At 54.1% G+C, this 16298-nt stretch carries 19 protein-coding genes; 13 read left to right on the top strand and 6 right to left on the bottom strand.

The genetic code is table 11. The features are described from left to right. Nucleotides 1-28 precede the first annotated feature (28 nt). Nucleotides 29-907 carry a LysR family transcriptional regulator gene (locus tag OSB_RS13595; RefSeq protein WP_049835504.1) on the top strand — a complete coding sequence of 293 codons (879 nt, stop codon included), beginning with the start codon at nt 29-31 and terminating at the stop codon, nt 905-907. Between the two features lie 29 nt (nt 908-936). Here OSB_RS13595 and OSB_RS13590 read toward each other — a convergent pair whose 3' ends face one another. Further along, the gene (locus tag OSB_RS13590) at nt 937-1284 is read right to left on the bottom strand and encodes an ArsR/SmtB family transcription factor (RefSeq protein ID WP_049835503.1); all 348 of its coding nucleotides are present in this window, start codon (nt 1282-1284) and stop codon (nt 937-939) included. A gap of 205 nt (nt 1285-1489) precedes the next feature. Between OSB_RS13590 and OSB_RS13585 the strand changes: the two genes are divergently transcribed. The 5 genes from OSB_RS13585 to OSB_RS13565 all read left to right on the top strand — a co-directional run bounded on the left by OSB_RS13585 (nt 1490) and on the right by OSB_RS13565 (nt 4101). Further along, nucleotides 1490-1828, top strand: coding sequence for an AtpZ/AtpI family protein (locus OSB_RS13585; protein WP_049836177.1), 339 nt, complete (start codon nt 1490-1492; stop codon nt 1826-1828). A 1-nt stretch (nt 1829) separates the two neighbouring features. Then, nucleotides 1830-2588: a F0F1 ATP synthase subunit A gene (locus OSB_RS13580; RefSeq protein ID WP_049835502.1), complete on the top strand. Its 759-nt coding sequence runs from the start codon at nt 1830-1832 to the stop codon at nt 2586-2588. Nucleotides 2589-2655: 67 nt separating this feature from the next. Continuing rightward, nucleotides 2656-2880, top strand: coding sequence for a F0F1 ATP synthase subunit C (locus OSB_RS13575; RefSeq protein WP_015496525.1), 225 nt, complete (start codon nt 2656-2658; stop codon nt 2878-2880). A gap of 116 nt (nt 2881-2996) precedes the next feature. Continuing rightward, a complete protein-coding gene (locus OSB_RS13570; protein WP_049835501.1) occupies nt 2997-3524 on the top strand; it encodes a F0F1 ATP synthase subunit B' in 528 nt (175 codons plus the stop codon). Nucleotides 3525-3528: 4 nt separating this feature from the next. After that, nucleotides 3529-4101, top strand: coding sequence for a F0F1 ATP synthase subunit B (locus OSB_RS13565; RefSeq protein WP_049835500.1), 573 nt, complete (start codon nt 3529-3531; stop codon nt 4099-4101). Nucleotides 4102-4170: 69 nt separating this feature from the next. Here OSB_RS13565 and OSB_RS13560 read toward each other — a convergent pair whose 3' ends face one another. From OSB_RS13560 to OSB_RS13550, 3 genes are all read right to left on the bottom strand, one after another. Beyond that, complete coding sequence (locus tag OSB_RS13560) at nt 4171-4938, bottom strand: FadR/GntR family transcriptional regulator (RefSeq protein WP_049835499.1); 768 nt, start codon at nt 4936-4938, stop codon at nt 4171-4173. A 104-nt stretch (nt 4939-5042) separates the two neighbouring features. Further along, nucleotides 5043-5702 carry a YiaD family glycine zipper/OmpA-like lipoprotein gene (locus tag OSB_RS13555; protein WP_049835498.1) on the bottom strand — a complete coding sequence of 220 codons (660 nt, stop codon included), beginning with the start codon at nt 5700-5702 and terminating at the stop codon, nt 5043-5045. Nucleotides 5703-5844: 142 nt separating this feature from the next. Further along, nucleotides 5845-6687 (bottom strand): bifunctional helix-turn-helix domain-containing protein/methylated-DNA--[protein]-cysteine S-methyltransferase, encoded by an 843-nt coding sequence (locus OSB_RS13550; protein ID WP_049835497.1) that lies wholly within the window; start codon nt 6685-6687, stop codon nt 5845-5847. 108 nt (nt 6688-6795) lie between these two features. Here OSB_RS13550 and nth point away from each other — a divergent pair, with 108 nt between their 5' ends. Next, on the top strand, nt 6796-7449 hold the full coding sequence (gene nth / locus OSB_RS13545) for an endonuclease III (RefSeq protein WP_049835496.1): 654 nt from the start codon (nt 6796-6798) through the stop codon (nt 7447-7449). Beyond that, the gene (locus tag OSB_RS13540; protein WP_049835495.1) at nt 7446-8423 is read left to right on the top strand and encodes an adenosine kinase; all 978 of its coding nucleotides are present in this window, start codon (nt 7446-7448) and stop codon (nt 8421-8423) included. The genes nth and OSB_RS13540 overlap by 4 nt, the downstream gene beginning before the upstream one ends. A gap of 61 nt (nt 8424-8484) precedes the next feature. On the opposite strand, the gene OSB_RS13535 is transcribed toward OSB_RS13540, so the two are convergent. After that, nucleotides 8485-9303: a sulfotransferase family protein gene (locus OSB_RS13535; RefSeq protein WP_049835494.1), complete on the bottom strand. Its 819-nt coding sequence runs from the start codon at nt 9301-9303 to the stop codon at nt 8485-8487. A gap of 143 nt (nt 9304-9446) precedes the next feature. Between OSB_RS13535 and OSB_RS13530 the strand changes: the two genes are divergently transcribed. Then, on the top strand, nt 9447-11024 hold the full coding sequence (locus OSB_RS13530; RefSeq protein WP_049836176.1) for a DUF5928 domain-containing protein: 1578 nt from the start codon (nt 9447-9449) through the stop codon (nt 11022-11024). An 11-nt stretch (nt 11025-11035) separates the two neighbouring features. Next, the gene (locus OSB_RS13525) at nt 11036-11398 is read left to right on the top strand and encodes a histidine triad nucleotide-binding protein (protein ID WP_049835493.1); all 363 of its coding nucleotides are present in this window, start codon (nt 11036-11038) and stop codon (nt 11396-11398) included. Nucleotides 11399-11490: 92 nt separating this feature from the next. Here OSB_RS13525 and OSB_RS13520 read toward each other — a convergent pair whose 3' ends face one another. Next, nucleotides 11491-12420: an ABC transporter ATP-binding protein gene (locus OSB_RS13520; protein ID WP_049835492.1), complete on the bottom strand. Its 930-nt coding sequence runs from the start codon at nt 12418-12420 to the stop codon at nt 11491-11493. A gap of 106 nt (nt 12421-12526) precedes the next feature. On the opposite strand from OSB_RS13520, the gene OSB_RS16535 reads away from it, so the two are divergent. The 3 genes from OSB_RS16535 (at nt 12527) to polA (ending at nt 16173) form a co-directional block, all read left to right on the top strand. After that, nucleotides 12527-12700: a zinc-finger domain-containing protein gene (locus OSB_RS16535; protein ID WP_074202296.1), complete on the top strand. Its 174-nt coding sequence runs from the start codon at nt 12527-12529 to the stop codon at nt 12698-12700. Next, nucleotides 12700-13299, top strand: coding sequence for a Pr6Pr family membrane protein (locus OSB_RS13515; RefSeq protein ID WP_049835491.1), 600 nt, complete (start codon nt 12700-12702; stop codon nt 13297-13299). Before OSB_RS16535 ends, OSB_RS13515 begins: the two co-directional genes overlap by 1 nt. An 81-nt stretch (nt 13300-13380) precedes the next feature. After that, the gene (gene polA, locus OSB_RS13510; RefSeq protein ID WP_049835490.1) at nt 13381-16173 is read left to right on the top strand and encodes a DNA polymerase I; all 2793 of its coding nucleotides are present in this window, start codon (nt 13381-13383) and stop codon (nt 16171-16173) included. The last annotated feature ends 125 nt before the right edge of the window (nt 16174-16298 follow it).

Here is a 16298-nt window from a genome sequence, read left to right as displayed (position 1 = left end):
TTGCACAGTGGAAATTGAAGGATCACGCATGGATAATTGGGATGAAATTCGCACGGCGTTTCAGGTGGCCAATATCGGAACGGTCAGTGGGGCCGCTGATGCGCTGGGCGTGCACCACGCGACAGTTATTCGCCACATTGATACACTTGAAAGTCGCCTTGGCGTAAAGCTGTTTCAACGCCATCCGCGTGGATACACGGCAACCGAAGCCGGGCAAGATCTCATGCAGGTTGCTGCTGCGACGGATGATCAGTTCACTCAATTGGCGGGGCGCATCCGGGGGCAGGGTGAAGGGGTCTCTGGTGACTTGGTTGTAACGTCCTTGGTCTTCTTTTCGCCGTTTCTTACGCCCGTTCTGGCGAAGTTCAGGCGTAAGCATCCCGAACTCACCGTTCGGTTCCTAACGGGGGAACGTGTGTTCCGCCTTGAGTACGGCGAAGCACATGTCGCGATCCGTGCTGGTGTGGTTCCGGATCAACCGGACAATGTCGTCCAGCCGTTCTTTAAGCACGCCATGCATCTGGTCGCCGCACCGTCCTATGTTGAGGAATACGGCCTTCCGAACGGGATTGACGATCTGTCCAACCATTGGTTCGTAGGCCACGAAAGCGACGAAAGTCGTGCGCCGTTCAATCGTTGGCTCATTAATCAAGTTGGGCCCAACCGTATTGTGCATCGCGCAACAGATTTTCGCGCTATTACGGATGCGGTCTTAGCTGGGGCTGGTGTCGGTTTTGTTGACTCGTGGACCTTGAGGAACAACCCTGACCTGATCGAAGTTGTTCCAAGTCTTGAGGAATGGTCGGGCGATTCATGGCTGGTGACGCACGTGGATTTGCACCGGACAACGAAGGTGCAAACATTTTTGAAGTTCCTGAAAGAAGAAGCTGCGACTTGGCAGGCATAGGATAAGCCTCCCAAATCGGGGTGATGGCTTCAGTCTTCGGCTGGTTCTGAGGCGTGATCGTCAAGTTCGACCGCAAGGAACCTTTCAAAGTCATCAAGGTTCACGGCTTCAAACTGTCCAAAGCTCTGCATCCAGATCGACGCTTCGCGCATCGCGTCGGGTTCTAGTTTGCACCACTTAACGCGCCCGCGTTTTTCTTGGGAAATCAGCCCGGCCGCTGTCAGAACACCAAGGTGCTTGGAAATCGCGGCGAGGGACATTTCAAAGGGCTCGGCGACATCAGTTACGGCCATATCGTCCTCAAGCAACATCGCCAAAATTGAGCGGCGTGTTGGGTCGCCGAGGGCAGCGAAGACGGTATCAAGGGGCATAACCATGCCTGCTATTGAGCGCACGCTGCAGGAAACGTCAACCAAATGGTTGAATATCGGTTTTCGCTGCACTGCGACATTTTGCGCATGTTTGCTGCTTCCGATGAGTTGAAAAACATAAATAAAACAAACAACTAACGCGATCCATCTGCGCGTTGACTCCTAACTCTGCACCCCCTAGAACACCCGCAACCAAGGAAGGGGCTCCGTGTTGTCCGATCCGTCTGACCAAAATGATCATACTGTCCGCCTTAAGGCGCTCGAAGACAGGATCGCAGCGGCCAAAGGCGAGGACAGGAAACCCCACTCCGAGGAGCATTATTCTCAGGCCAATATGGCATGGCGAATGGTGATCGAATTAGTAGCCGGTCTTGGGATCGGTTTTGGCATCGGGTACGGTTTGGACGTTTTGTTCGGCACCACGCCCATCTTTATGGTGCTGTTCATATTCTTCGGGCTCGCAGCCGGTGTTAAAACCATGATGCGATCCGCCCAAGAGATGCAGAATGAAGCGTTGGCGAAACAAGCCGACAAGAACGAGGAAGACTAAAGTGGCAGACGAAGCACACGGCGAAGCAGGCGGCTTGGCATTTCACCCCCTCGATCAGTTCGAAGTTCACCGTCTTTTCGGTGAAGGCCCGATTCACTGGTACACAATCACGAACGTAACAATGTGGATGGCAATCGCCGTCGTTTGTATCGTTCTGTTGCTGGTTATCGGCACACGCAAACGCGCTGTTGTTCCGACACGTACACAGTCTGTCGCTGAAACGCTTTACGGTTTCGTCTACACAATGGTCGAAGACGTAACAGGTAAGGACGGGATCAAGTACTTCCCGTACATCTTTACACTGTTCATCTTTATCCTGATCTCAAACTTCCTTGGCCTATTGCCAATGTCGTTCACAACAACATCGCACATCGCGGTTACAGCGATCCTTGCTTTCGCAGTCTTCTTCACAGTCACGATCATCGGCTTTGTTAAGAATGGCGCAGCGTTCTTGGGTCTCTTCTGGGTCTCCTCAGCGCCACTGGCACTGCGTCCGATCCTCGCGATTATCGAAGTTATTTCATATTTCGTTCGTCCGGTTAGCCACTCCATTCGTTTGGCGGGTAACCTGATGGCGGGTCACGCTGTTCTTAAGGTCTTCGCGGGCTTTGCGCAGGTTGGCCTTATCATCGCACCAGTCGCCATCCTCGGCGTTGTCGCGATCTACGCTCTCGAAGTTCTGGTGTCCGCGATCCAGGCCTACGTATTCACAATCCTGACGTGCGTTTACTTGAAGGACGCGCTTCACCCGTCACACTAATTACTAAGAATGCTACCTCGAGGAAAAGCCTCGGGGTGCTAAACTTCCAATCGTAAGGAGATACACTATGGAAGGCGAACTCGCACACATCGGCGCTGGCTTGGCTGCAATCGGATCCGGCGCTGCCGCAATCGGTGTTGGTCACGTAGCTGGCAACTTCCTCGCAGGCGCACTGCGTAACCCGTCAGCTGCTGCTGGCCAGACTGCTACGCTGTTCATCGGCATCGCATTCGCAGAAGCTTTGGGGATCTTCTCGTTCCTCGTAGCACTTCTGCTTATGTTCGCGGTCTAAGACACGAATTAAGATCCTTACGCTCGGGGTCAGTCCACGCGATTGACCCCGATGTAAGACCTTAGATTTTGGCCGTTAGGCCCAGATCACAAAGTTTTTCCAAAGGGATGCGATCTATGGCTGATCCAGTCGAAACAGGCGCCGAAGCTGGCGGGGCAGGAATGCCGCAGCTAGACTTCTCGACCTTCCCGAACCAGATTTTCTGGCTCGTGGTCACGTTGATCGTGATCTACTTCATCTTGTCCCGTGTGGCTTTGCCACGCATTGGCGCGGTTTTGGCCGAACGTCAGGGCACGATTACAAATGACATTGCAGCCGCAGAAGAGCTGAAGCAGCGCGCGCAGGAGGCCGAGGCCGCCTACGACAAAGCGCTTGTTGATGCCCGTGCGCAGGCTGGAAAGATTGTTGCAGACGCTAAAGCAGACATCCAAGCCGATCTGGATGTTCAAATGGCAAAAGCTGACGCTGAGATCGCCGCGCAAACGGCTGAAAGCGAAAAAGCAATCGCAGAAATTAATGCAGGTGCAGACGCCGCGGTGAAAGCCGTAGCCAAGGACACCGCCAAAGAGATCGTTGCTGCCCTCGGTGGTAAGGCTGACGCCAAGACGATCACAGCGGCAATCACTGCGCGGATGAAAGGGTAACGACATGAAATATTCAATCGCAGCTCTCATCACTCTCGCAGCGTCGCCAGCTTTGGCTGCAAGCAAGAACCCATTCTCCGCTGACTTCTGGTCGCTGAGCAACACAGACATGATCGTTCTGATCGCGTTCATCATCTTTGTCGGCGTTTTGATTAAGTTCAAAGTGCCAGGCATGTTGACTGGTCTTCTCGACAACCGTGCAACTGGCATCAAATCCGATCTGGATGAAGCTAAGGCACTGCGCGAAGAAGCACAGACTTTGCTGGCTTCTTACGAGCGTAAGCAGCGTGAAGTGCAAGAGCAGGCTGACCGCATTGTTGAGAACGCTAAAGAAGAAGCAACCCGCGCTGCGGAGCAGGCCAAAGAAGACATCGCGTCTTCTGTGACCCGTCGCTTAGCCGCTGCTGAAGACCAGATTGAAAGCGCTAAAGCATCCGCGATCCGCGATGTGCGTAACCAAGCTGTATCAGTCGCAGTTGCTGCCGCTCAGGACGTGATTGCCAAGCAGACAACTGCAACGGACGCGAACAAGCTGATCGACGACGCGATCGCTGAAGTCGGTGCAAAGCTGCACTAACAGCTGACGCTTTATCGAGTTTGAAAAGGCCCGAGCATTGCGCTTGGGCCTTTTTCGTTTCGTTGAAAGTTACCTACGCAATTCGTGCTCAAACCGTTTCTTGGCAATCGCTTCGTTGCGTTCCGCTTTGCCTTCTTCGAACAAAGCGACCTCAACAAACCCCAAATGGGCTTCAACGGCCGCTCGAGCGGCTTCCGGATCACGGGCCTGAAGCGCATCATTGATCGCGCGGTGCTGGTCTAGCAACATGTCGCGCGTCGTGCGCTGTTTGAACATGATCTGGCGGTTGTAAAACACGCCTTCACGCAGCAGTTGATACATCGACCGCATCATATGCAGCATAATCACGTTATGGCTCGCCTCGATGATGCTGAGATGAAAATCAGCATCTAAGCTGGCTTCTTCCGTTGGATTTCGCTTGTTGTGCGCGGCCTCCATCTTTTTGAAGATCGTGTTGATAACTTTAAGGTCGGTATCCGTCCCAAGGGTCGCAGCGCGTTCTGCCGCCAATCCCTCCATGTCTCGACGAAAGGCGATGTAGTCGAACACAGCTTCTTCATGGTTGGTAAATAGGCGCACCAAGGTTTCCGAAAACGCTGAGCCCAGCACATCGCCCACAAATACGCCGGATCCAGCTCGGCTGGTCAGCAAACCGCTGTCCTGCAACTCAGCCAAGGCTTCGCGCAGGGACGGGCGCGACACGCCCAATCGTTCAGAAAGCTCACGTTCTGACGGCAATCGTTCACCAGGCCGCAGAATGCCACGCAAGATCAATTGCTCAATCTGGCGCACGACAGTCTGTGAGATTTTCTCAGGTTGGATGGGTTCGAATGGCATGGCGGTTCCTTTTAGAATTGGTCAAATGATATGACCAAGACGCAGTGCCCGCAAATGAAAAGGGGCCGCGCAATGGCAGCCCCTTTTAAGTAACTTCTAACGACTTAGCCGTTCGGTGTGATCGTAATCTCAACACGACGGTTTTGTGCACGACCTTCCGCGGTCAGGTTCGACGCGATTGGTGCATCCTCACCACGGCCGATTGAACGGATGCGGTTTGGTGCAACACCTGATTGGATCAGAACAGAGGACACAGCCTGCGCACGACGCGCGGACAGGTCTTGGTTGAACGCCGCGCCGCCTGTATTGTCAGCGTGGCCGATGACGTTCACAGTCGTATTTGGATAGTTGTTTATAGATGTCGCCAACGCTGTCAGGTCACCACGCAGTGCACCGGACAATGTCGCGTCACCCGTTGCAAAGAGAATGTCCTGCGGCAGCGTCACAATCAACTGGTTGCCGTTGTTGACGATAGTCGCGTTCGAACCGAGGCTCTGACGCAGTTCCGCTTCCTGACGGTCAAGCAACGTACCGATCCCAGCGCCACCAGCAGCACCGACAAGCGCGCCAACGATTGCACCACGGTTACGGGCACCCGGATCGCTTTCGCCGGACGCACCGACAATCGCGCCAAGACCAGCGCCGATCAACGCGCCAGTCTGGGCTTGGCGGTTCGGGTTGTTCGGGTCAGTCACTGTTTCACAGGCTGTCAAACCAAGAACGCCGGACATTGCGACGGCGAGGGATACTTTGGACAGGGTCATATGTATAATTCCATTATTGGGCACCGGAGTTGGTGCGCTTGGTGATCTGTATATCGGGCAAAGCGCGATGTTATCCAATAACGCGCGAATTGCGGGCAAGGTTCCGCCGATTTCGCATCTTTTTTTGTTAAGCTAATCGGCGTTATCCGGCATCTTCGCGCGCGCTCTCCCATGCGAGCAAGGCGCGTTTCACCGGAAGACCCCAGTGATATCCGCCCAATGCGCCAGATTTGCGCAGCGCACGGTGGCAGGGAATCAACCAGCTGATAGGGTTTCTGCCGACAGCCGTGCCGACCGCGCGAACAGCACGGGGGCTGCCGATGCTTTGTGCAATTTCCGAATAGGTTGTGACATGACCCGAAGGGATTGCCAGCAGCGCCTCCCATACCTTGAGCTGAAACGGTGCGCCGATCATGAACATCGGTGCCTTGTCGGTGGTGTTCGTTATGCCGAACGCAACATCAACCCAAGGCCGCAGAAAGCTGACGTCTTCGATATAGGTGGCATTTGGCCAGCGCCCGATCAGGTCTTCCATTGCGGCCTCGGCCCCCATTTCATCAGCAAAGCCAAGCCCGCAAATGCCCTTATCGGTGCCCATCACAATGGACGGACCAAAGGGGCTTTCGAACCAACCCCAAAAAATCGTCAGCCCCGCGCCGCCCTTGGCATAGTCACCGGGGCTCATGGCTTCCCATTTCAAGAACAAATCATGCAATCGCCCAGAGCCGGACAAGCCGAGGGCGTCCGCAGTGGCTAGTGTTGTGAAATTCTCGGCCAGCATCGTCTTGGCATGATCAAGCCGCAGGTATTGTTGATAGCGCTTTGGCGAAACGCCTACCCAGCGCGAGAAAACCCGCTGAAAATGCGCAGGGGACATGTCCATAGCGCGTGCCAGTTCTTCTAGCGTGAGCGGCGCTTCAGCAGCGTCAATTTCGCCCAATGCGCGGCGAATGACTTGGTAATGATATCGGTCTGACTGTTCCATCAGATCAAGGTAACGCTACGGTGCACGCCTTGCGACCCGATTGTTGCGCCTAAGGTGCACGGGCCTAATGCGCCTTGTCCATTCAGTCGTGGCATTGCAAAAAGGCGCATGGCCAAACTTACAAAACAACTCGACTACAATACGATCCACGAAATCTTTACTCGCTTTCGGGATGGCGACGCCGAACCCAAGGGTGAGCTGGATCATGTGAACGCATATACCTTGGTTGTCGCGGTCGCTCTGTCTGCACAAGCGACGGACAAGGGCGTGAACAAAGCCACAGCCGAATTGTTCAAAGTTGCGGATACGCCACAAAAGATGCTCGACCTTGGGATCGACGCTGTGACGGATCACATCAAGACCATCGGTCTGTTTCGCCAGAAGGCGAAGAACGTGATGAAGACGGCGCAAATCCTCGTTGATGAATACGACGGTGAGGTGCCAAGTAGCCGTGCCGCGTTGCAATCCCTTCCCGGTGTAGGGCGCAAAACGGCAAATGTGGTTCTGAACATGTGGTGGGGCCAACCCGCACAGGCTGTGGATACGCATATCTTTCGCCTCGGCAATCGCAGCGGTATCGCACCAGGCAAAGATGTGGACGCAGTTGAACGCGCAATCGAGGACAACATTCCGGCGGAATTTCAACTACACGCTCACCACTGGATGATCTTGCACGGGCGGTATATCTGCGTCGCGAGAAAACCGAAATGTCAGGCTTGTCACATCCGTGATCTGTGCCTTTACGAGGAAAAAACCACATGAACTACGACGTCATCGGAATCGGTAATGCTATGGTCGATGTGATCTCCCCATCCAGCGATACCTTTTTGGACCAGATGGGCATCACCAAAGGCATCATGCAGCTGATTGAACGCGACCGCGCTGAGCTGCTGTATGCGTCGATGGACAGCCGCGTCGAGGCCCCAGGTGGCTCCGTTGGCAACACGATTGCGGGCATCGGAGAGCTAGGCTTGCAGACGGCGTTCATCGGAAAGGTAAAAGACGACGCACTGGGCAAGTTCTACGCGAAATCCCTAGAAGAAGCGGGAACCGCCTTTCCGCTGCCACCACAAGACGTTGAAGACCCGACATCGCGCTCGATGATCTTCGTTTCCCCAGACGGCGAACGATCCATGAATACCTACCTTGGTGCGGGCGCTGATATTTGTTCGGCTGACGTTCCAAACGTATTTGGCACGGGGTTGTTGTTCCTTGAAGGCTATTTGTTCGACAAAGACGAAGGTAAAACAGCATTCTCCGAGGCCGCGACAAAAATGAAAGCCGCGGGCGGTCGTTCTGTCATCACTATCTCTGACCCGTTTTGCGCTGAGCGTCACCGCGATGATTTCAAACGCCTGATTGCAGAAGACATGGATGTAGCCATCGGAAACGACGCTGAGTGGATGACACTGTACGAAACCGATGATCTTGACGACGCACTGCGCCAAGCCGCGGCTGTCTGCGACATCGTTGCCTGCACCCGTTCGGGCGAAGCTGTTTGGGTTCAGCAAGGCGACAAACGTTTCACCGCAGATGTAACGCCGGTTACTCCAGTGGATGCGACAGGCGCAGGCGACCAGTTTGCAGCGGGTTTCTTGTTTGGTGTCGCTACAGGACGCCCACTGGACGTAGCCGCGCAAATGGGTGTGCTGTGTGCGGCAGAAGTAATCGGCCACATCGGGCCAAGGCCGGAAGTGAACATGGCAGACGTGTTCCGCGAAAAAGGCCTAATTTAATTACGAAAAACCCCTCGCCTTCGGGCGAGGGGTTAGTGTTTTAAGCTTAGATAGAGCGTATTTAAGCACCCAACTTTGCGTGGACCTCATCCAGATCAATTTCGGCAATCGGCATTTTGTTACCCGGATTGTCGAAGTCATATTTGAACAGATTGAAGTCCTTTTTGTAGATCTCATACATCAGATGCATCGACAGATCGTCAAAGTAGTCTTCAACCGGATGAAGGCGCTTGGGGCCGTGGCCCTCGCTTTCGTTGAAACGCGGGATTTCGGCCAAATCAATTGGGTTCGGCGTTTCGATCCCGTTCAGCACGTCCTGCATTCCGTCGTTAAACTGCTCTGTCCAAAAGATTTTGTCGTACTTCCCGCCGTTCACAATGAACGTTGAAATATGACCGGACATGGCAGACCAGTGAATGTCAGGGTCCATCGGGCGACGGAATTTGATGGTGTCACGTGCAAACAACAGGAAGCGGCGGAATGATTTGACTTGGTCAAATTCGAACCCGTCTTCTGGGCTACCCACTTCGATGCCGTATTTCTGGATCAACAGCGGAACAAGATTGCCGCGGTAGCGTTTGCCGTTGCGCTGGATGCCGCAGATTTTGTCAAAGAAACTCGACAAGATGCGCGTGTACGGATTGCGCACGCAGGTGAACGTATAGCTGCTATGGCTTTTGACGTTCTCGGTGATCAGTGGCTGGCTGTCTTCCATTGCCCACTTGTGCATGCCGTCTTGGGCGTCATGAATGTCACCGTCAAAAAATTCGCCATGATCGGAATAATACATGATCTGGCCGATCGTCGAACAGGCGCATTTAGGCACCACGCGGTACACCACGCTTTCTGTTTGCGTCATCCAAGTGCCGGGAAAACCCATCTAACTCGTCCTCATAATTGCGCGTTGCCGTTAACGTCAGCATCGCTTTTCCCCAAAAAAGCAAATAATTCGTGTTTATTCAATGCGTCTTCACGTCTACACAAGAAAAACAGTTCACCTATCAGGGGAAAATTGTTTCTAAAATGGCAAAAATCGCCTTCATCTTGCTATGCCACAAAGACCCTGAAGCCATCGTGCAGCAGGCGCTACAGTTGACTGCGGTCGGTGACTACATCGCAATTCACTTTGATGCCAGTGCCCCAAGGGAAGCATTCGCCCTTATAGAAAAGGAACTTGGGGATAATCCTAACGTCACGTTTGCCAAAAAGCGGATCAAGTGCGGTTGGGGCGAATGGTCTCTTGTTCAGGCGACATTGTATGCTGTGGAAGCCGCGGTTGATGCGTTTCCACGGGCGACACATTTTTATATGGTTTCGGGCGATTGCATGGCGATTAAATCCGCAAGCTATGCCAAGTCGCTGCTAGACGCCGATGATTGTGACTACATCGAGAGTTTTGATTTCTTCGAGTCCGACTGGATCAAGACTGGTATGAAAGAAGAGCGACTGATTTATCGCCACTTCTTCAATGAACGCACCCACAAAACATTGTTCTACAATTCGTGGTGGGCGCAGCGAAAGCTTGGGCTGGAGCGTGAAATCCCAGCAGACCTGCAAATTATGATCGGGTCGCAGTGGTGGTGTTTGCGTCGTCGCACCGTCGAATGGATCATCGACATGACCAAGAATCGCCCCGACGTGATGAAGTTTTTCCGTACCACTTGGATTCCAGATGAGACGTTTTTCCAAACTTTGGTGCGCCATCTGGTGCCAGAACCTGAAATCCGCACGCGCACGCTGACGTTTTTGATGTTCACGGACTACGGCATGCCGGTGACGTTCTATAACGATCACTATGATCTTTTGCTGTCGCAGGACTTCTTGTTTGCGCGCAAGATTTCACCAGAGGCGACGTCGCTGAAGGAACGCTTAGGGCGGCTTTATGCGTCTGATCGGGATGACTTCAAAATTTCCGACGAGGGGCGCAAGCTGTTTGGGTTTCTGACAGGGCGTGGACGTATCGGCCGACGATTTGCGCCGCGTTTCTGGGAAACGGAAACCTCGCTTGGGCGTGAACGCGAATTGTTGATTGTGGCCTGCAAAAAGTGGCACGTCGCAAAGCGGTTCGTTGGGTCTGTGAAACATCACACGACCATTCCGTGCATCGATTATTTGTTCAACGAAGAAGACACCGATTTGCCCGATCTTGGCGGTATCCAACGTACGCTTGGTAAACGAACCCGTCACCGTCGTGCGTTGATGCGGATGTTGTTTGACTACTATGACACGGACCGATTGATCATTTGTCTGGACACAGCGAACCTCGATCTGATGCAGGATTTCTTCAACGACCGCTCAACGACGCGGCTTTTGGAATTAGAATGTGATTTCACCGACGAATACTTGATTGGACACGCCAAGCGCGTCGGCCTTGCTGGGGATCAAACGGCCGATGAAACGATGGAACAGCTTTTGCCGACGATCCGTTACGACGTTGTTTATGAATCCGACCGCATTCGGGATGCAGGTTTCGAAAACCACCTACGTGTGCGTGAATTGGCCAGCCCTGATGAAAACACGCCACCTATTTGTGAATTCTTGAGCGTGTCCGAAGATGTCGGACGTAGTATCTCACAGACACCGTATTTATTTTCCGACTAAGGAGAGACCCCTTGGACTTCGTTTATGATGACCAGAATATTTTCGCCAAGATCCTTCGTGGTGAGATCCCTAACCAAACCGTGTTTGAAAACGATCACGCATTGGCGTTTCGGGATGTCTACCCACAGGCGCCTGTACATGTTTTGGTAATCCCGAAAGGCCCTTACATGTCCTTGGACCACTTTGCGCGTGACGCTTCAGCGGATGAGCAAGTAGCGTTCATGCAAGCCATCGCTGAAGTTTGCCGTTTGGAAGGTGTAGAGGATGGTTTTCGTGCCGTCGCCAATGCCCGGGAACACGGGGTGCAGGAAGTTCCACATTACCACATGCATATCCTAGGTGGACGTAATCTGGGGCGCATGTTGGCGAAGTAACGTGTTTCGAATTGGCTTCGCCAATCCGATCAGCTGGGGGGCAGCCCCCAGACCCTCGGGATACTTTTGAAACAAAAGCAAATGCGAAGAGCTCAGGCACGGGTTAGGTTTAGAAACACGTCCTCTAGGTGCGGGTCTTCGGTGCGCACGTCTTTGATGGTGATGCCCGCGTTATGGACCAGTGACAGCACTTCTTCGGCGCGGATTTGTGATGTTTTGTAGGTGAAGGCGAGTGTGCCATTTGTGCGTTTTTGGCCGTCGACCCCAGTTGGTAGCACATCGGGCAGGTCGCACGGGGTATCTGGCGTGATGACCATTGTTTTGGCATCCAGCTGCCCGAGAAGGTTTGCTGTCGTGTCATTTGCGATGACCGCGCCGTGGTTGATGATGGCGATCTGGTCGCACATCTGTTCGGCTTCTTCCAAGTAGTGGGTCGTGAGGATGATGGTCATGCCTTCGTCGTTCAGGCGCCGCACGTGTTGCCACAGCATATTGCGAAGTTCGATGTCGACGCCTGCTGTTGGTTCATCCAGCACCAAAATTTGCGGTGAATGAACCAACGCCTTACCAAGCAAAAGGCGACGGCGCATGCCCCCTGAAAGGGAACGCGCGTAGGCCTCTGCTTTGTCTGTGAGGCCCGTGAGCTCCAAAAGCTCTTCGGTGCGGCGTTGTGATTTCGGTACGCCATACAACCCCGCCTGAACGTCCAAGGAACCGCGTGGTGTGAAGAATGGATCTAAGTTGGGTTCTTGGGGCATGATACCGATCGCAGCGCGGGATTGGCGCGGGTTTTCGTCTTGATCGAAGCCCCAAATGCGCACTGAGCCCGTGGATTTGGTCACCAGTCCGGCGAGAATGTTAATGATGGTTGATTTGCCCGCGCCATTTGGCCCCAATAGTCCGAAAATGGAGCCACGTGGCACTGTTAGATCGACCCCTGTCAGGGCTTCTTTCGCGGGGCTGCGTTTACTGGCGGCATATGTTTTGCGTAGACCTGTGATTTCCAAAGCGTTCTCGGACATACAGTGCATTCCCATCTTGTTCGCGCGGCGCGGATCGCTAATATGGTCCGCGTTCGATACCGTTCTTATGTGGCACCTAACGTGCCCCCAGCCCAGAGGCAATTGCATGACAACCACCGCCCAAGAAACCAAGATTGTGAACGAGCGGCGGATTGCCTGTGATGGTGGCGAAGGCGCATTGGGCCATCCACGCGTCTGGCTGCAGATTTCCAAGAAGCAAGGTTGGGTCGAGTGCCCGTATTGCGATTGCAAATACGTTTACGGCGACGCTGCGGACTGATGCAAAAGCTGCGCCTGTTCTCAACGATTCTGGCGCTTGCTGTTTCTGCGACATTGATTGCTCGTTTTGGCATGACAATGCAGGAAAAAGAGATTTCGTTTTTGGGCGCTGTCTGGAACGATTTTCGTTATTTCACCATCTGGACGAATATGCTGATTGGTTTGACCAGCGGCGCGATTGCGTTCGGGCGCATGCCGCCACAATGGCTGACTGCGGGTCTGACCATGGCCATCGCACTTGTCGCAATCGTGTTTCATGTCCTCTTGGCAGGCGATGATCCTCGGGTTGGGCTGGACTGGATCGTGAATGGCATGCTGCACACCGTCATTCCGATTGCCTTCATCGGTCTGTGGCTTTTGGCGCTGCCTAAAGGGCGATTGGTTTGGCGTGATCTAGTGATCTGGAGCGCGTTTCCCATTCTCTATTCAATCTATGCGATCGCGCGCGGGGCCGTGGATGGCGAGTATCCGTATTTCTTCTTGGATGTCGGCAATTTGGGGGCAGCGGGTGTAGCCCTTTGGGTTGCTGGTTTGGCTCTCATCTTTCTGATCGCCGGTACAGTCCTGATTAGCTGTGCACGCCGGTTCTCCCGCGCATAAGACCCTTTGCTACCGCTTGAACGATTGAACCCTCTCGCAGTCCCCGTTACCTATGCGAGGTCTGCAAAAAGGGGCTAAGCAATGGCGTTCGGCAAAGGTTGTCATCTACATCTGATCGACGGATCGGCATTTATCTTTCGCGCATATCACGCGTTGCCACCGCTGACGCGCAAGTCTGACGGGCTGCCGATTGGGGCCGTTTCGGGGTTTTGCAACATGCTGCAACGCTATGTTGAAGGTAACGTCGGCGGCGATGTTACCCATGTCGCTGTGATCTTCGACAAAGGCAGCCACACGTTTCGCAACGAAATGTATGACCAATACAAAGCCAACCGCGAGGCCATGCCAGAAGATCTGCGCCCGCAAATGCCACTGACCCGCGATGCGACGCGCGCGTTCAACATCGCCTGTGAGGAAATCGAAGGCTTTGAGGCCGACGACATCATTGCAACCCTCGCACGCCAAGCCCGCGAAGCAGGTGGCAGCTGTACGATCATTTCTAGCGACAAAGACATGATGCAATTGGTCGGCGGCGGCGTGGTGATGATGGATGCCATGAAGGGCAACAAGATCATCGACGTAGACGAAGTGCATGAAAAGTTCGGCGTCGGCCCTGACCGCGTGATCGACATTCAGGCGCTCGCGGGCGACACGGCCGACAATGTGCCTGGTGCCCCTGGAATCGGCATCAAAACCGCCGCGTTGTTGATCAACGAATATGGCGACCTTGAAGAACTGCTTGATCGCGCGGACGAGATCAAACAACCAAAACGTCGGCAAACTCTGATCGACAACCGCGCCCAGATTGAACTGTCCAAACGCCTTGTGACGCTGGACGACGCGATGGAATTGCCCTTTACGCTCGATGACCTTGAAGTACGCGATCCTGAACCTGATGTGTTACTAGAATTCCTTGCGCAGATGGAATTCCGCACGATCGTGAAACGCGTTTCCGACAGATTGGGGGTTGAGGCTCCAGTCATTGAAGACACCTCGGTCGATGTTGTTGAAGGCACGCCTGAACAGCCCGCTTTTGATGAGGAAAAGTACGAATGGGTGAAGGACCGAGGCGCGCTTGAGGCATGGATTGCGCGTATTTACGCCCGCGGCTATGTCGCTGTGGACACGGAAACGACGGGCCTAAACGAAATGGTTGTCGACCTCGTTGGCGTGTCCCTGTGCGTTGAGGCGGGCGAGGCGTGCTACATTCCGCTGACCCATAAAGGCGGCGCTGCGGATGATCTGTTTGGGAATGATGAACTCGCCAAAGATCAGATGGACTTCGAGGAATGCCTCGCGATCTTAAAGCCGATGTTGGAAGACGACAGCATCCTCAAGATTTTCCAAAACGCCAAGTATGACTGCAAGATTTTCAAACGATTGAACATTGACGCGGCGCCCATCGACGACACGATGTTGATGTCCTACGCAATGAATGCAGGGTTGAACCGTCACGGCATGGATGTGCTTTCGGAGCAGTATCTAGGCCACACGCCGATCCCGATTAAGCCCCTGCTTGGGACAGGTAAATCAGCGATCACTTTTGATCGTGTGGACGTGGCGAAGGCCGTGAAATATGCGGCGGAAGACGCCGACATTACGCTGCGCCTTTGGCAATTACTTAAGCCGCAATTGCACAAAACGCAGGTCACGTCCGTTTACGAAACCATGGAACGGCCGCTGGTTTCGGTGCTGGCGAAAATGGAAATGTCCGGCATCAAGGTCGACCGCGATACGCTGTCGCGCATGTCGAATTCCTTCGCCCAGAAAATGGCAGGGCTTGAGGATGAACTTTACGAACTTGCGGGCCACAAATTCAACGTCGGCTCCCCCGCGCAAGTGGGTGAAATCCTATTTGACGAAATGGGGCTTGAGGGCGGCAAAAAGGGTAAGACGGGCAAGTATTCCACTGGCGCCGACATCCTAGAAGACCTCGCGACGGAACACGATTTCCCCGCTCGCGTCCTTGATTGGCGGTCTTTGTCGAAACTGAAATCGACCTACACGGATGCCCTGCAAACCCACATCAATGCCGAAACAGGACGCGTTCACACGTCCTATTCGATCACGGGCGCGAACACGGGGCGGCTGTCTTCAACCGAACCTAACTTGCAAAACATTCCGATCCGTACGGACGAGGGGCGCAAAATTCGGGAAGCTTTTGTCGCCGAAGAGGGCAAGGTCCTCGTCGCGTTGGACTACTCACAGATCGAACTGCGCATCCTTGCGCATGTGGCGGGCATCGACGCGCTGAAACAGGCGTTCCGCGATGGTCACGACATCCACGCGATGACGGCGTCTGAAATGTTCAACGTGCCATTGGATGAGATGACATCCGATGTGCGCCGTCAGGCCAAGGCGATCAACTTTGGCGTCATTTACGGCATCTCCGGTTTCGGGCTTGCCCGTAACCTGCGTATTCCACGTGCTGAAGCGCAAGGGTTTATTGACCGCTATTTCGAACGCTTCCCGGGCATTCGCACTTTCATGGATGACACCGTGGCGTTCGCCAAAGAACATAACCGTGTCGAAACCCTATTTGGCCGCAAAATCCATACGCTGGAAATCAACGCCAAAGGCCCGCAGGCAGGCTTCGCCAAACGCGCGGCCATCAACGCCCCGATCCAAGGCACCGCCGCCGACGTCATCCGCCGCGCCATGATCCGCATGGACGACGCGATTGCGCACTTGCCAGCGAAGATGCTGTTACAAGTCCACGATGAATTGGTGTTTGAGGTGGATAAGGACGCTGCGGATGAATTGATCGTGGCCGCGAAGGAAGTCATGGAAAACGCGGCCAATCCGGTGGTGAAGTTTGACGTGCCGCTGGTTGTGGACGCTGGGATTGGGGCGACATGGGCTGAGGCGCATTGAGTCCTCTCTGGGCTAATAAAACTCACCTCTGGCTGCGCGCGGCACTGTCGACAAGCGAAGTCGAAGGCCTGCGAGCAGTTGGTGGCGTAGAGGGTGCCGCCGGACGCAGGCTAACCGTAGACAAT

The sequence above is a fragment of the Octadecabacter temperatus genome, from assembly GCF_001187845.1.
In the GTDB taxonomy this organism is placed as follows: Bacteria; Pseudomonadota; Alphaproteobacteria; order Rhodobacterales; family Rhodobacteraceae; genus Octadecabacter; species Octadecabacter temperatus.
This window is presented reverse-complemented; position numbering and strand designations above follow the sequence as displayed.

What these genes read in the sequence shown, in the direction of transcription:
- OSB_RS13595 (WP_049835504.1), top strand. Translation starts at nt 29, where the DNA reads ATGGATAATTGGGATGAAATTCGCACGGCGTTTCAGGTGGCCAATATC.
- OSB_RS13590 (WP_049835503.1), bottom strand. Translation starts at nt 1,284, where the DNA reads ATGGTTATGCCCCTTGATACCGTCTTCGCTGCCCTCGGCGACCCAACA.
- OSB_RS13575 (WP_015496525.1), top strand. Translation starts at nt 2,656, where the DNA reads ATGGAAGGCGAACTCGCACACATCGGCGCTGGCTTGGCTGCAATCGGA.
- OSB_RS13570 (WP_049835501.1), top strand. Translation starts at nt 2,997, where the DNA reads ATGGCTGATCCAGTCGAAACAGGCGCCGAAGCTGGCGGGGCAGGAATG.
- OSB_RS13565 (WP_049835500.1), top strand. Translation starts at nt 3,529, where the DNA reads ATGAAATATTCAATCGCAGCTCTCATCACTCTCGCAGCGTCGCCAGCT.
- OSB_RS13560 (WP_049835499.1), bottom strand. Translation starts at nt 4,938, where the DNA reads ATGCCATTCGAACCCATCCAACCTGAGAAAATCTCACAGACTGTCGTG.
- OSB_RS13555 (WP_049835498.1), bottom strand. Translation starts at nt 5,702, where the DNA reads ATGACCCTGTCCAAAGTATCCCTCGCCGTCGCAATGTCCGGCGTTCTT.
- OSB_RS13550 (WP_049835497.1), bottom strand. Translation starts at nt 6,687, where the DNA reads ATGGAACAGTCAGACCGATATCATTACCAAGTCATTCGCCGCGCATTG.
- nth (WP_049835496.1), top strand. Translation starts at nt 6,796, where the DNA reads ATGGCCAAACTTACAAAACAACTCGACTACAATACGATCCACGAAATC.
- OSB_RS13540 (WP_049835495.1), top strand. Translation starts at nt 7,446, where the DNA reads ATGAACTACGACGTCATCGGAATCGGTAATGCTATGGTCGATGTGATC.
- OSB_RS13535 (WP_049835494.1), bottom strand. Translation starts at nt 9,303, where the DNA reads ATGGGTTTTCCCGGCACTTGGATGACGCAAACAGAAAGCGTGGTGTAC.
- OSB_RS13530 (WP_049836176.1), top strand. Translation starts at nt 9,447, where the DNA reads ATGGCAAAAATCGCCTTCATCTTGCTATGCCACAAAGACCCTGAAGCC.
- OSB_RS13520 (WP_049835492.1), bottom strand. Translation starts at nt 12,420, where the DNA reads ATGTCCGAGAACGCTTTGGAAATCACAGGTCTACGCAAAACATATGCC.
- OSB_RS16535 (WP_074202296.1), top strand. Translation starts at nt 12,527, where the DNA reads ATGACAACCACCGCCCAAGAAACCAAGATTGTGAACGAGCGGCGGATT.
- OSB_RS13515 (WP_049835491.1), top strand. Translation starts at nt 12,700, where the DNA reads ATGCAAAAGCTGCGCCTGTTCTCAACGATTCTGGCGCTTGCTGTTTCT.
- polA (WP_049835490.1), top strand. Translation starts at nt 13,381, where the DNA reads ATGGCGTTCGGCAAAGGTTGTCATCTACATCTGATCGACGGATCGGCA.